Annotated in this window: 11 protein-coding genes; 8 read left to right on the top strand and 3 right to left on the bottom strand. The window is 53.9% G+C overall.

Annotated elements, in window-relative coordinates; genetic code table 11:
• Position 1: 1 nt before the first annotated feature.
• Complete coding sequence (locus FCS97_RS14140; protein ID WP_171035323.1) at positions 2–2,374, top strand: TonB-dependent siderophore receptor; 2,373 nt, start codon at positions 2–4, stop codon at positions 2,372–2,374.
• Here FCS97_RS14140 and FCS97_RS14145 read toward each other — a convergent pair.
• Positions 2,371–2,970 carry a TetR/AcrR family transcriptional regulator gene (locus tag FCS97_RS14145; RefSeq protein WP_138519074.1) on the bottom strand — a complete coding sequence of 200 codons (600 nt, stop codon included), beginning with the start codon at positions 2,968–2,970 and terminating at the stop codon, positions 2,371–2,373. The genes FCS97_RS14140 and FCS97_RS14145 overlap by 4 nt on opposite strands.
• A gap of 126 nt (positions 2,971–3,096) precedes the next feature.
• On the opposite strand from FCS97_RS14145, the gene FCS97_RS14150 reads away from it, so the two are divergent.
• Entirely contained in the window at positions 3,097–5,541 is a 2,445-nt protein-coding gene (locus FCS97_RS14150) for a hypothetical protein (protein ID WP_138519075.1), read from the top strand.
• Between the two features lie 13 nt (positions 5,542–5,554).
• Entirely contained in the window at positions 5,555–7,147 is a 1,593-nt protein-coding gene (locus FCS97_RS14155; RefSeq protein ID WP_138519076.1) for a neutral/alkaline non-lysosomal ceramidase N-terminal domain-containing protein, read from the top strand.
• A gap of 12 nt (positions 7,148–7,159) precedes the next feature.
• Here the strand turns inward: FCS97_RS14155 and FCS97_RS14160 are convergent, their stop codons facing one another.
• The gene (locus FCS97_RS14160) at positions 7,160–7,444 is read right to left on the bottom strand and encodes a sll1863 family stress response protein (RefSeq protein WP_138519077.1); all 285 of its coding nucleotides are present in this window, start codon (positions 7,442–7,444) and stop codon (positions 7,160–7,162) included.
• A gap of 183 nt (positions 7,445–7,627) precedes the next feature.
• Between FCS97_RS14160 and FCS97_RS14165 the strand changes: the two genes are divergently transcribed.
• The 5 genes from FCS97_RS14165 to FCS97_RS14185 all read left to right on the top strand — a co-directional run bounded on the left by FCS97_RS14165 (position 7,628) and on the right by FCS97_RS14185 (position 12,081).
• Positions 7,628–8,530: a VTT domain-containing protein gene (locus FCS97_RS14165; protein ID WP_138519078.1), complete on the top strand. Its 903-nt coding sequence runs from the start codon at positions 7,628–7,630 to the stop codon at positions 8,528–8,530.
• Between the two features lie 135 nt (positions 8,531–8,665).
• Complete coding sequence (locus tag FCS97_RS14170) at positions 8,666–9,532, top strand: phosphate/phosphite/phosphonate ABC transporter substrate-binding protein (RefSeq protein WP_138519079.1); 867 nt, start codon at positions 8,666–8,668, stop codon at positions 9,530–9,532.
• 18 nt (positions 9,533–9,550) lie between these two features.
• A complete protein-coding gene (gene phnE / locus FCS97_RS14175; RefSeq protein ID WP_138519080.1) occupies positions 9,551–10,432 on the top strand; it encodes a phosphonate ABC transporter, permease protein PhnE in 882 nt (293 codons plus the stop codon).
• Positions 10,429–11,166 carry a phosphonate ABC transporter ATP-binding protein gene (locus FCS97_RS14180; protein ID WP_138519081.1) on the top strand — a complete coding sequence of 246 codons (738 nt, stop codon included), beginning with the start codon at positions 10,429–10,431 and terminating at the stop codon, positions 11,164–11,166. Before phnE ends, FCS97_RS14180 begins: the two co-directional genes overlap by 4 nt.
• 3 nt (positions 11,167–11,169) lie before the next feature.
• Positions 11,170–12,081 carry a hypothetical protein gene (locus tag FCS97_RS14185; protein ID WP_138519082.1) on the top strand — a complete coding sequence of 304 codons (912 nt, stop codon included), beginning with the start codon at positions 11,170–11,172 and terminating at the stop codon, positions 12,079–12,081.
• 7 nt (positions 12,082–12,088) lie between these two features.
• Here the strand turns inward: FCS97_RS14185 and FCS97_RS14190 are convergent, their stop codons facing one another.
• Positions 12,089–13,681 carry a gamma-glutamyltransferase family protein gene (locus FCS97_RS14190; RefSeq protein WP_138519083.1) on the bottom strand — a complete coding sequence of 531 codons (1,593 nt, stop codon included), beginning with the start codon at positions 13,679–13,681 and terminating at the stop codon, positions 12,089–12,091.
• Positions 13,682–13,690 lie beyond the last annotated feature (9 nt).

The following is a 13,690-nucleotide window of genomic DNA, read 5'->3' on the forward strand; positions in this document are numbered from 1 at the left end:
TATGTCTTCTTCATTCGCATTTCCCCGCAAGCTATCCCCAGTGGTACTTGGTTTGCATCTGGCCATGGCCGGGGCGGGCGGGTTTTCATTGCTTGCCAGCACTGCGGTATTCGCCCAGCAAAGCGCCATCAATATTCCTGCTGGAGCTTTGTCAGAGTCTTTGAACATGCTGGCCGAGCGGCAAGGTGTGGTGTTGTCTTATGAGCCCTCACTAGTCAAGGGGCTTCGCAACACAGCATTGAGCGGGCAGTTGACCTTCGAACAGGCCGCCACGCAGTTGCTGGCAGGTACAGGTGTGGCTTTGCAGCCAACATCGACCGGATATACCTTGGTTAAAAATTCTCCAACTGGCGCAGCCACCTTGAAGGCAGTGACTGTAACCGCCACAGGTGAACCTGCGTATGGCGCACCCGCGGCCGCGGGGTTCTCTGCAAAGAATGCAAAAATTGGCGTGCTTGGTGAGCGTTCGTTGCTGGAAACGCCGTTCTCCGTGAATGTGATTTCAAGTGAGCAACTCGAAAGCGCCGGTGTGAACAATCTCGCCAATTTGGTGCGGCTAGACCCCTCACTCACCAGTTCGTTTTCTGCGGTGGGTTACTACGATGCGGTTTCCATTCGTGGTTTAAGCCTGAATAACTGGACGAACTATTACAAAAACGGTTTGCTGTTTGCCAACCAGGCAAAAACCCCGTTTGAGAACATTGAACGCGTCGAAGTGATGCGCGGTTTGACTGGTTTTCTGCAAGGTTTTGCAGCACCGGGTGGTGCAATCAATTACGTGACTGAACGCCCAACACCCACCTGGCAGCGAAAAGCTGAAATTGTGGTGGATGAATTTGGCACCTTGATGCCGGGTATTGATGTAGGTGGCCCATTGACGGAAGACGGTCGGGTGGGCATTCGTATTAACGCCGCCGGAGGGCAAGAAAACTATTTTGTAGATGAGGTTGAAACAGACCGCGGGTTTGCTTCTGTTGCACTTGATTGGCTTGCCACAGACAGGTTGACCATTCAACTGGATGCACAGGTGGACCAGCGTGAGGGTACCACCCAGCCCTCTTTGGAGCTCAATACCAACGGGCAGATTCCACAGGGTGTTGACCCATCGCGTTACCTGGGGCAACCCTGGGCCACGTATGACACGCTGACCCGTGAGTATGCGCTGGCTGCTGATTTCAGGATCAATGAACAGTGGAAAGCGTCGTTCAAGATCAATGATGCACACCTGTATCGCGACGACTTCAGCGCGAATATCGGGAATATTCAACCCAATGGCGATTTTGATATTCAGGAGTACAAATCGATCGGTGAAGTGCGTGATTCCCGGAATATGGAAGTGGCTGTTTATGGCGACTTCAAATTCGGTGCAACGCGCCATGAAGTGGCAGCGGGTTACACGCAGCGTAAACTTGCGGCTGTTTTTGGTAACAGTGTATTCAGATCCGTGGGAACTTCGAATTTATACAACCACGTGATCATTGCCGATCCGGGCGGTGTGCCGGGCGAGCCAAGACTGGCTATCTTGAATCGCGACAAAGGTGTGTTTGTTTCCGACTTCATGACCTTCAACGAGCAATGGCAGGCCTTGGTGGGACTGCGCAGCTCGGAAGTTGAATTTTTCTCGGTTTTCAGCCCGACCGTGTATGAAGATACTGTGACCACACCCACCTTGGCCCTGATTTACAAACCGGTGCCAAGCACCTCAATTTACGCAAGTTATGTGGAAGGTTTGGAGCAGGGTGGTACCGCACCCAACAATGCAAACAATCGCAACGAGCAATTGGAGCCAGTCACAGCCGAGCAAACTGAAATCGGTGTGAAAACCGAGTGGTTCAATGGCAAGCTGATCACGACTGCGGCCTTGTTTGAAACAGAAGTACCGCTGAGTTATCTGGACCAGACCAGCAATGTGTTTGGGTATTTTGGGACTCGCCGCCACCGTGGTATCGAACTGACTGGTACCGGGGAAATTTGGGAAGGCGGGCGCATCAATGCCGGTTTGGTGGCGCTGGATGCGAAAGCATTGAATACGGGTACGGCAGCCAACGACAATAAGGTGCCTCAAGGTGTGGCAGAACGGCAGGCTACTTTGTGGTTGGATCAGAAAACAGGTGTTCAGGGCTTGTCTGTTCAGTTTGGTCTGCGTCACTCAGGTGAACGTGCCGTGAATCCAAGCAATAGCGTGTTCGTTCCCGCGTGGACCGTGGCTGATGCCGGTGTGCGTTATTCAACCAAACTGGCTGGAAAGAATGTTGATTTAGGCCTCTTGGAGCAAAATCTGACTGACAAAACCTACATCAATGAAACCGGCTTTGGTTCGCTTTATTTCGGCAGTACACGCGCAACCAGTTTGACAGCCAGTTTCGAGTTTTAAGCCTCGTATTTGTTCAGCCCCGCCCAAAGCAGATTGAACATGGTGTTCACCACCGTGGCTTTGGGTACCAGGGGCTGGCTTAGCCACCACTTCGCCAACTGTTCCCCCGCGCCCGACAAGGCGTGGGCGGTGGCTGTAATTTCCTCCTCTGAAACTACGCCTTTCAAATCGCCAAGCAGCAAAGCAATTCGATTCACCGTGTCAAAACGCAATTGGCTTGCAGCCTGTGCCGCAGGGCCGGCCACTGCTGCGCCGCTGTCATAAAGAAAGCGAAACGCATCACGCTCACATTCAACAAATTCAAAATAACCTTCAATACCACCGCGCAAACGACCCTTCAATCCCTCGCCTTTCAAGGCATGCTCGATGATGTAGGCGTTGAGCACCTCACGTGCTTTTTGCAGGCAGGCCAAGTACACGCCGTCTTTGTTGCCAAACAGTTTGTACACCACAGGGCGGGTTACGCCAGCAGCCTTGGCAATGTCTTCCATAGCCGTGCCTTGGTAGCCGCGTTCCACAAACATCCTCTGTGCAACTTCCAGCAGTTGACGCTCCCGGTCCTCAGGTTTCATGCGGGTTTGAACTGGTTTTAACATTTTTAACTCGTTGAATTTGCAATGGAAAAACTACACTAGACGTATTACAACTTCATAAACTAATCTTTGGTTACAGTAATGTAACTTAAGGGTCGAACACAAGGCCCCACGCACAAAGAGAGAGACATGAGGATGACAAACTGGGGTGGAGCCGTTGTATTGGCTTGGGCTTTGCTATTGGGTGGGTGCATGGGTGATTCCGGTTCGCCGCAAGCGGATAGCCCCACAGTGACCAATCCCAACGAAGAGGAACCTGACACGCCGGTGGATCCCGAGGAGCCCGACGATGGCGGCGACGGTGATGGCGGCGGTGGCGATGAACCGCCTTTGTTTCCCAAAGACCCAATTGTTCGAACCGAACCCGCTGGCACCGGTGCTGCACCTGCCGGTGCCGAGCGTTGCGATCCGCTGGATCCGGCCTACTGTTTGTTCCCGTTTCCGAACAATTACTTCACAACGGCTGACACGCAAACCGACACCAAAATGCGGGTGAATTTGAATGTGTTGGCCATGCCCAAAAATGTTCTGGGCAAACCGATTGACCCCACAGACTGGAACCGCAACGACGGCTTTTCTCCCGGCCAGCCCATTCTGACCCGCATACCCGGCATTGATTTGCAGAAAACCGGTGCTGTGCCCATCACCAACATTGAAGCCAGCTTGCAGCGCAATCAGCCCATTGTGCTGATTGATACGCTGACATTGAAGAAGCAGCTAATTTGGGCGGAACTGGATGCGAATATCACGCAAGGGCAATTGAATTTGCCCAATGCAGAGCCAGGCCCGGCGCTGGTCATTCGTGTGGCCAAAAACCTTGAACCAGGGCGCCGCTACATTGTGGCCCTGCGCAATTTGAAAAACAGTGCAGGCGACACCCTTGAACCCAGCCCGGTGTTTAAGGCCTATCGGGATGGCACGCCATTGGCCAACGCGGCACAAAATGCGCGCAAGCCGCTGATGGAAAATATATTCAGTGTGTTGAGCATGGCCGGGGTAGAGCGGGACAATCTTTACCTGGCCTGGGACTTCACCGTGGCATCGGGCCGTAACCTCACAGAGCGCCTCATTCATGCGCGCGATGTATCCATCGAAGCGACTGCGCAACAATCGCCCAACTTCACCATTGATGCTGTCATTGAAAACCCGGAAAACGGATCGGCCAGTGAAATTACCGCAAGGCGAATTCGGGGGCACATTGATGTGCCGTGTTTTCTTACCAGCCCCAATTGTTTGTCGGGCGGCACTTACAACTACCCACTGGTGCCCACAGGCAGCCCAGCCACCGCATTGCCCCAACGCAATCCACTGACGCCCAACGCCAGCGTACCTTTCATTTGCTCCATTGCGCGCAAGAATCTGGACACGGGTGAACCCGCGCGAGCCTCGTTGTACGGTCATGGTTTGTTGGGCTCGCGCGATGAAGGCAACACCTACGATTTGAATGTGCGAGTAATGGCCGAGCGCCATAATTTTCTGTTTTGCATGGTCGATTGGGCCGGGCTTGCCACAGGCAACTTACCCGATGATCAAAATGACAATCGCAAGTACGACCCCTTGTGGGACGGTGTGGGTGGGGACATTGCCAGCACCGTGTTGATGCTGACCGATTTCAGCGGTTTCAATCGCTTGACTGACCGACTCCAACAGGGCTTTTTGAACTTCACGATGTTGGGTCGGGCCATGATTGCCGAGAATGGATTTTGTACCCACCCTGCATTTCAGAAAGAGGGCAAGTGCCTGATCGACCGCAGCGAATTGTTCTACGACGGCAATTCGCAAGGTGGTATCAACGGTGGGCCAGTCACTGCCATTTCACCGGATATTCAAGCCGCCACGCTCGGCGTGCCGGGCATGGCGTACTCCACCTTGTTGCAGCGGTCTGTTGACTTTGCGCCGTATGCACCTGCGTTTTACGAGTCTTATCCAGCTTCGCTGGATCAACAGTTCATTCTTTCACTGATCCAGATGTTGTGGGACCGTGGAGAAAACAATGGCTACGCCTGGAGTTTGGCACCCGGCAAAGAATTGCCCGGAACCCGCCCCAATAAGCGCGTGTTACTGATCCCCGCTTTTGCAGACCACCAGGTGTACATGAACACCGCAGAAATCATGGCGAGAACCATTGAAGCCCCTTTGCAATGCCCGGCAGTGGTGGGTGGTCCTTCTGCCCAGCGCGGGCAAGCGGTGCTGAAGCAAGCACACCCCGCAGTGCGTGCCGAGCAGGAGCAATTTCCCAATGTGTCCTTCGGGCGCAGGCACCCGGACGATCATCCTTATTTTGGTTTGCCCTGCATCAAAAAATATCCACACAGTGGCAACGCACTCACCGTGTGGGACAGCGGCCCGATGACCAATGCAGATGGCTCGGCCAACCCGAACGGCAGCGCACCGCCGCCTTTGGACAACCGGCCCATGACCACAGGTTACGGCGCCGACCCGCATGGCCACCCACGCAATGAAGAAAAAAACATGGACATGAAATCTGCATTCTTGAAGAAGCAGGGTGCATTGATTGATGTGTGCAATGGCATGCCTTGCACGTCGCGTGGGTTCAACCCCGCATTGAAATAAGGGATTCGCTGCAATGAAAAATAGTCAATGGCATGTGGTGTGGCTTTGCTTGTTGTTGTCGGCCTGTTTGGGTTCGAACAACGACCCCGTGACTGCATCGCGAACCGACACCAATGAAAATGACCCGCCTGTGATTGTGGACCCACCCCCCGGCAATGGCGGTGGCAACGGTGGCGGTAATCCAAATTTGCTCGACACTAGCCAGTTTCGTGCTGCATCGGCCAAGCGCAACATTGACCCAACACCCGCACAAATTCAGGGTGTGCTTACCAGTAGCACGCCCGTGGTGGGCAAGCTGCAGCAATTCAATTTGGGTGGTTATGGTGGTTTCGAATTCAATGGCCCTGAAGACTTTGTGAATTTTGACATTGGCGGCCCACCAGCCAACGGCATTGGCGATGGCACCTTTGTGCGTGTGTTTGTGCTGGAAGGACAAGCCGAACCCGTCAACCGCATGGTGTTTGTCACCATTGATGCAATTGGTGCAGGCAATGTGATTCAAAACAAACTGAAAGCTGCAGTTGCGCAAGCTGCAAACGTGCCGCCCAACAATGTGCTGTTTGCCCAAACCCATTCGCATTCGGGTGCCGATTTGCAAGGCCTGTGGGGCGGCGTGCCAGCAAGCTGGCTGAATTGCGAACAGGCCGATCCGGCCCAAGCCTGCGACCCGGCCTTGAAAGGTGGTCTGTATCAATTGGCTGCCGAGGCAGCTGCCGAAGCGGTGGCGAATCTGAAACCAGCCTATGTTGATTTTGCGCAAACCACTTTGGAAGGCGAGGCACGCTTGAACAACTTCAGACGCTGCGATCCCGATGATTCCCGCATGCCTGACCCTACGCTGACCCTGCTCCAAGCCCGCACTGCGCGAGGAGAGGTGTTGGGTGCAGTGTTGAATTACGCAGCACACCCCACTGTGTTGAATTCCAGCAACCGCCTGGTACACACCGACTGGGTGGGTGGCGCCTTGCGAACACTGGAACGCAATTTCAACTCCACTGTGTTGTTCTACAACGGTGCGATTGCAGATGCATCGCCCCGAGCCCCTGCAGCTGAAGATCCTTATGAAAAAGCCAACGCCATGGGCGTGGCTGTGGCACAAGCGGCAATGAATGCACTGGCGGTACGCACAAAATTGGAGGGCGGTGTGTTGGTAAATCATGCAACCGCATTCTTGCCAGTGACCAACCCCTTATTCGTGGGGGCTGGTGGCTTGCGCAGCTTCAATGGTTATTACAACTTCACACCCCTGGGCGAAGAATTGGCAGCCAACATTCCTGGCTATGACAACTTGCCGCAAGTGGCGCTGTACGCTGAAACACCAGTCAGCAGAATTCAACTGGGGCAGGGCGAGGGCAAAATGCTGGAATTGGTGACCATACCCGGCGAGGGATCGAAAGGCATGGCCGACTCCATTCGCGCGCGCAGCAGCAACCCGATGATGTTGATGGGCCTGACCCACAATTCACTGGGCTACATTCTGACCGAGAATGAATTTGGAAATGGCCTCTTCGAGTGCCAGTCTTTCTATGAGGAAACTGTGTCGCTGGGGCCTTTCACAACCCCAGCGTTGAACCTGCAGGCTTACGATCCACTGTTTGCGCAGTAAGCCCGAGGATTATTAAAACTTGGACTTGGCCTTGTCAAAGGCCTCTTTGATGTTGTCCCAAGCGCTGTTTGCGCCGTCCTTCAAGCTTTCGAAGGCTTCAGCACTGGCACCTTTCAGTTCTTCAAGTTTTGAACGACCCTGCGCCAGTTTGGCTTCCAGTGCGTCGATTGATTCATTCAACTCTTTCTTGGCATCGGCCGACTTGCCGTCGGCTTTGGCCTTGAGTTTGTCCAGGTCTGCTTTCCATTCGTCCAACTGGGCGTTCAGTTTTGCCTTGTAATGTTCGAGGTCTGCCATGGTGTGTACTCCTTCATGTTTAAAACTGGAAGTGTCAGGGTAACAACACTTTGTGACTGAAAGTACCTTCATTCCAAGAGTGCTTACTCTAATCCTGAATGGCTGTCGTTGAAATTGCTTATGATGTTGCTATCTGTTGAGAATGATCCCTCAACCGCAATGCAGTAAAGGGCGGTATCTTCCATGTCTTTGTTTGAAACCACCGAAGTTCTGGTTTTCTTCAACGTGCTGTTGCAGCAGTTGGGTGCGCCTGTGCCTGCCGTGCCCACCATGATTCTATCGGCCAGCTTGTCGGGGCAGTGGTCGGGTATTTTCTTGCTGGCCGTTGTTGCAACGTCGGCCTCCTTGATCGCCGATTGGGCCTGGTACATTGCCGGGCGTTATTACGGTTACCGGGTGTTGTCTTTGCTGTGTAAGCTGTCCATCAATCCTGAATCGTGTGTCAGTCAAACCGAGTCCCGCTTTCGCGTGTGGGGGCCGTGGTCACTGGTGGTCGCCAAGTTCATTCCCGGGTTCTCCACCGTGGCGCCTCCCATCGCTGGCGCGGTGAAAATGTCCATTCTCAAGTTCACGATTGCATCGGCTGCGGGCGCGTTCTTGTGGGCGATGGCGGCCTTGTTGGCGGGCTGGTTGTTTCAGGACCAGGTCAACGCGATATTTGCAGCACTCCAGGACAATCTGTTCATTGTGGGTGTGGTAGTGGCACTGATTTGCAGTTTCTGGTTGATGTGGAAACTGGCTCGCCGCGATGCATTTCAATCTCGCCTGAAAATGCCCAAGGTGCCCGCCACCGAGGTGCTGACTTTGGTCAAAGCCGGGCAATCCAACCTCAGGCTGATCGATCTTCGCCCCGCCATTGTTCAGGAAGCCGAGCCGTTGGCTGGCTGGTTGCCCGCCAATGCTGAAAGCGCATTGGCTGCGGCCCGTGCCTGGCCCAAAACGGATTTGATCGTGACCATGTGTGCCTGCCCCGATGATGTCAGTGCCGCCCACGTGGCAGGCCTGCTGCGCAAGCAAGGCTACCGGCAGGCCAAGGCCATGGCGGGTGGTTATGAGGCCTGGTTGGCCGGCAAACAATCGAATTAAGCCTTATGCGCCAACTGGCGCTATCTTCGCAGCCGAATTCATTTCAAATTCCTGTAACCTTTGCGGATTGTTTAGCGTAATAAGCCTTGTAACTTTCGATTTATTCCAATATTCACCTCACCACGGAACCTGACCATGCGTTTGTTGACCAAAGCCCTACTGGGCGCCTTCAGCTTTGCCCTTGTTTCCACACCGGTGATTGCCCAAGAGGTGATCCAGTTTGGTGTGGGTTTGTACCAGCCCGACAAAGACAAGAACGACGCCACTTACACCCCCTTGGCTCAATACCTTGAAAAGAAGCTGGGCAAGCCGGTGAAATTGCGCACTGTGAGCAGTTGGGAGGGTTTGGCGAAATCATTGGCCAATGGTGAAACCGACATCGCGCTCATGGGCCCATGGGGTTATGTGTTGGCCAACAACGAGGCCAAAGCCCAAGCAGTGGCCACCATTGAATATGAAGGCAAGCCCGAATACTTTGGCATCATGATCACCAACCCAAAAAGCGGCATTAAAAGCATGGCCGATTTGAAAGGCAAAACTTTTGCGTTTGGCGACAAAGGTTCCACATCGGGTTATCTCATTCCCTTCCATTACTTCCAGAAGCAGGGTATCAATCCTGACACCTACTTTTCAAAAGTGATCAACACCAGCCATCAAGCCATTCAAACCCAGGTAACCCAGGGTGCGATTGATGCAGGCGCTGATTACAACCGCAACCGCGATGCCATGATCGCCGATGGTTTGATCAAGGCTGAAGATTCAAAAATTATCTGGACCTCCGACCCCTTGCCCAACGACGCATTTGCTGTCAGCAGCAAATTGTTCGAAGACAAGGCCTTTGTCGCCAAGTTGCAAGAGGCCCTTGTGGGTATTGGCGCCGAGCTGAAAAATCAGCCCAATTTGCTGCCTCCGCGCTACACCGGTTTCGCGAAAAAAGACAACAGCTACTACAAGCCAATTCGTGATGCAGGCTTGGCCACTGGCCGCCTACAGCCCAAATAAGAGAAGCGTTTCAACACCATGAATTGGATGCAGTTCAAGCTTCACTTGCGAGGCCGGCTCGGTTTTTTCGGGCTGGTCTTTTTGTATGCGCTCATCGTTTTTGCCTGCGTGTACAGCCTGGCCACGGCAGGTGATTTGACCATGGGCCGAAACCCGGTGGCCAATTTCATTAAAACTGCCACCGAGTTTGCACGCCCCAGTTTTGTTGATGTGTGGTTCGGCGACCCGGCCTACGAATACAAAAGCGACGATGGCACTGTGCTGCGCACCGAGAACCGCCAGGAAGTGGAAAAGCAATGGTTGACTCAACTGGGTTTTGCCACCTGGACCACTTTTAAAATTGCAACTTTGGGTTCACTGCTTGGTGCCATTCTGGCTTTGCCCTTTGGCGTGCTCAGCGCAAAAAACATCAAGGCCCCCCGTTTGCTCACTGCTTTGTCGCGGCTGGTGCTGGACACGTCCCGATCCATTCACACTTTGGTATTCGGTTTGGTGTTGGTGGGCATTGTCGGCCTTGGCCCCACCGCGGGTATTTTGGCAATTGCCTTTCACAGCCTGGGTACTTACGGCAAATTGTTTGCCGAATCCATTGAAACACTGGATATGGCTTCCATTGAAGCGGTGAAGGGTGTGGGCGCAAGTCCCTCACAAACCTTTTTCTGGTCGGTGTGGCCCAGTGTGTTGCCGCAGTGGGTGAGCAGCCATTTGTACCTGTGGGAATACAATATTCGCGATTCCACCATTCTCGGCATCATCGGTGCGGGTGGTTTGGGGCTGTTAATTTCTGAAGCGGTGTCCTTGTTTCAATGGGGCCGCTTGTCCAGCATTCTGATTGTGGTGGTGCTCATGGTCACTGCATTTGATGCCATCAGCCGAAGAATTCGGACGGCCTTGCTATGAGCAGCAACATCATTGAAATTCAAAACCTGGAAATGGTGATTGCCGGGCGGCGTATTCTGAAAGTGGATTCACTTCAAATTGCGCGCGGCGAAAAGGTGGCTATTCTCGGGCGCAATGGCGCGGGTAAATCGACCTTGTTGCGTTGCCTGAATGGGTTCGTCAAGCCCACAGCTGGGCGCATTGTGGTGAACCAGCGCACGGTGTTTCCCCTGCGGCGTGAACGTGATTTGCGCCCGGTGCGTGCCGAAGTGGGGCAGGTGCTTCAAGGTTTGCATTTGGTTGCGCGTTTGAGTGCCATGGAAAATGTGCTGGTAGGTGGCTTGGCAAAAATGCCGTGGCTTCGCAGTTGGGCACGTATTTTCAACACCGAGGAAACACAGCGCGCGCAAGCGGCATTGAAGGCTGTGGGTATGGCACATTTGGCTGACAAGCGGGCCGACAAACTTTCCGGTGGCGAGCGCCAAAAGGTGGCCATTGCCCGCATGCTGATGCAGCAGCCACAATTGGTATTGGCCGATGAACCCACAGCGGCACTGGACCCCACAGCCGCCGATGAAGTGTGCGAACTATTGGTGAAAGCGAGTGAGAATGCCACTTTGATTACTGTGGTACACAATGTGAGCTTGGTGCCTTTGCTTAGCCAGCGGGTAATCGGTTTGAAAGCTGGCGAAGTGGTTCTCGATTGCGCCAGCCATGAATTGACACAAGAACAATTGACCAGTTTGTACGAGTAAACGATGAACGACAGTGCCGGGCGCAGTTGCCCCATTCGATACCAATACGGTGCCGCAAAAATTGCGCAAGCCTCCCCGGTGCCTTGTGATGTGCTGTATGTGGTGGGTGGTTTGTACGGCAATTCATTTGCGCTTGATGCAATTGAAGCAATGGCTGCCCAAGAGCACGGTCAGGTTCGCATTTGTTTCAACGGCGACTTCAACTGGTTCAACAAATCGCCTGAAGACTTTGTTCACATCAACCAACGCGTGTTGAACCACGATTGCATTTTGGGCAATGTTGAGGCCGAGCTTGGCGAACCGCTGGATGTGGCTGATTGCGGTTGTGCTTACCCCGAGAATGTGGATCAAGGTGTTGTGGACCGATCCAATTTTATTCACACCGAATTAAAACGAATCGCACAACAACAGCCTGAACTACTGAGCTCGCTGTTGCAAAAACCTTTCTTTGCCCGCTATGCCGTGAGCGGTTTGAAGGTGGCTGTGGTGCATGGTGATGGTGATTCCTTGGCGGGTTGGCGTTTTGACCCGGTGCATTTGAAACGCGCAGAAGAGTCGGGCTGGCGTGCAGCCTTGTTTGAAAAAGCACAGGTGAATGTATTCGCCAGCAGCCACACTTGCAGCGCCGCTTTTCATCATGAGCCATTGCCAGGCGGCCAAACAGGTTTGATCAGCAACAACGGTGCAGCAGGCATGCCCAGTGCAGGCCTGGATGGCCTGTTGACCCGCATTTGCGCCACACCTTTTTCAAACAAGGCGTTTGTAGATCAATCAACCCAGATACACGGTGTTTGGGTAGAGCAAGTGCGGGTTCAATTTGATCAAGCCGCTTGGCAGCAGCACTTTCTAAGCCAATGGCCAGAAGGCACTGCTGCGCACACTTCCTATTTCAAACGAATCAGCGAGGGTGTTTAGTCCGACACTAAGCACAGGCTACCGAGCCATCTGAGCGTGGATCCGCAGCGCCTTCCATCATGCCATTGGGGTGGCGCACCACTGCACCCGCATGGCCCATGGTGTCGCTGAAGGCTTCCGGCAACACTTCCAGCACGTGGCCTGCGTCGCGTAGTTGCATGACCAGCTTTTCATCAAACCGGCTTTCTAGTTTAAGGGTGGTGCTTTGCTCTCCCCATGTGCGGCCCAGCAACCAGCGCGGTGCTGTCACCGCAGTTTGCAATGGTTGATTAAACATGGCGTAACGGCTAAACACTGCGGCCTGGGTTTGTGGCTGGCCTTCGCCACCCATGGTGCCGTACACCATGCTACGGCCGTCTTTAAAACGTGCCATGGCCGGGTTTAGCGTGTGGAAAGGTTTGCGGCCGGGCTCAAGCCTGTGAAGCGCATCTTCTTTCAATGAAAAACTGATGCCCCGGTTTTGCCACATCACGCCGGTGGATGGGCACACCACGCCCGAACCAAATTCCCAGAACACGCTTTGAATGAAACTTGCGGTGCGGCCTTCGCTGTCGATACAACCCATCCAGATGGTGTCGCCTTGCCAGGGGTCTTGCGGCCAGGACAGCGCCTGTTTCATGTCAATTTTCTTCGCACGTTCTGCCAAGGCTTCATGAGTCAGAAAATCGCTGGGGTTCACGGTCATGTAGGCCGGGTCGGTGCAATAACGATCGCGCACCAGAAAGGCTTGCTTGGTGCTTTCCACCATGCCGTGCAAGTAATCAAAACCTTCAGCTTGCTGCACACCCAGCGTGTCGAACATGCCCAAAATCATCAACGAGGCCATGCCCTGCGTGGGCGGCGTCATGTTGTAAATCGTGCTGTTATTCAGCTCGGTTTGCAGGGGCGTAACAAACTGCGCATGATGATTGTTCAAATCAGCAAGGCTGATGGGGCTGCCCACGCGTGCCAAATCGTCGGCCATGGCTTGCGCAAGTTCACCCCGGTAAAAATCATCCAGACCAACCTGGCCCATGCGCGCCAGTGTGTCGCCCAATGTTTTTTGTTTCAACACACTGCCCTCGGCTGGCACTTGGCCGTTGCTCAGCAAATGTTCAGCGAATCCAGGTACTGTTGAAAGCTCATCGAACTTCACGCGGGTTAAACGTTCCTGGCTGCTGCTCACAGCCACCCCTTCACGGGCGTGAACAACCGCATCATTGAGCAAGCGGTTTAAGGGCAGTTTGCCGCCCCATTGCTCGGCCACTTCCTGCGCCTTGATCCAGCCACCCACGGTACCGGCAGCAGTGAGCGCAGCCAGTGGACCTCGGTTTGGAATGGCATCAAACCCTTGTTCGGTGTAGAAGGCACGCGTGGCTTTTGCTGCGGCTTTGCCACAGGCATCAATGCCAATGGGTGCTTTGCCCGGTTCGCTCAGCAACCAGAAGCCATCGCCTCCAATTGAATTCATGTGTGGGTACACCACAGCAATTGCCGCTGCCGCTGCAATCATGGCTTCGGCGGCATTGCCACCTTCTTTCAATACATCGCGGCCAGCCTGTGCGGCCAAATGGTGGGGGGCTACAAATACACCACCGAGAGCGCGTTTGGTGTGGATCATTTTTTTAAC

The organism is Limnobacter alexandrii (assembly GCF_005871185.1).
Lineage (GTDB): Bacteria > Pseudomonadota > Gammaproteobacteria > Burkholderiales > Burkholderiaceae_B > Limnobacter > Limnobacter alexandrii.

Excerpts from the sequence above, each read along its gene's own strand:
- FCS97_RS14155 (WP_138519076.1), top strand. The coding sequence starts at position 5,555 with ATGAAAAATAGTCAATGGCATGTGGTGTGGCTTTGCTTGTTGTTGTCG.
- FCS97_RS14170 (WP_138519079.1), top strand. The coding sequence starts at position 8,666 with ATGCGTTTGTTGACCAAAGCCCTACTGGGCGCCTTCAGCTTTGCCCTT.
- FCS97_RS14150 (WP_138519075.1), top strand. The coding sequence starts at position 3,097 with ATGAGGATGACAAACTGGGGTGGAGCCGTTGTATTGGCTTGGGCTTTG.
- FCS97_RS14145 (WP_138519074.1), bottom strand. The coding sequence starts at position 2,970 with ATGTTAAAACCAGTTCAAACCCGCATGAAACCTGAGGACCGGGAGCGT.
- FCS97_RS14185 (WP_138519082.1), top strand. The coding sequence starts at position 11,170 with ATGAACGACAGTGCCGGGCGCAGTTGCCCCATTCGATACCAATACGGT.
- FCS97_RS14140 (WP_171035323.1), top strand. The coding sequence starts at position 2 with ATGTCTTCTTCATTCGCATTTCCCCGCAAGCTATCCCCAGTGGTACTT.
- phnE (WP_138519080.1), top strand. The coding sequence starts at position 9,551 with ATGAATTGGATGCAGTTCAAGCTTCACTTGCGAGGCCGGCTCGGTTTT.
- FCS97_RS14160 (WP_138519077.1), bottom strand. The coding sequence starts at position 7,444 with ATGGCAGACCTCGAACATTACAAGGCAAAACTGAACGCCCAGTTGGAC.
- FCS97_RS14165 (WP_138519078.1), top strand. The coding sequence starts at position 7,628 with ATGTCTTTGTTTGAAACCACCGAAGTTCTGGTTTTCTTCAACGTGCTG.
- FCS97_RS14180 (WP_138519081.1), top strand. The coding sequence starts at position 10,429 with ATGAGCAGCAACATCATTGAAATTCAAAACCTGGAAATGGTGATTGCC.
- FCS97_RS14190 (WP_138519083.1), bottom strand. The coding sequence starts at position 13,681 with ATGATCCACACCAAACGCGCTCTCGGTGGTGTATTTGTAGCCCCCCAC.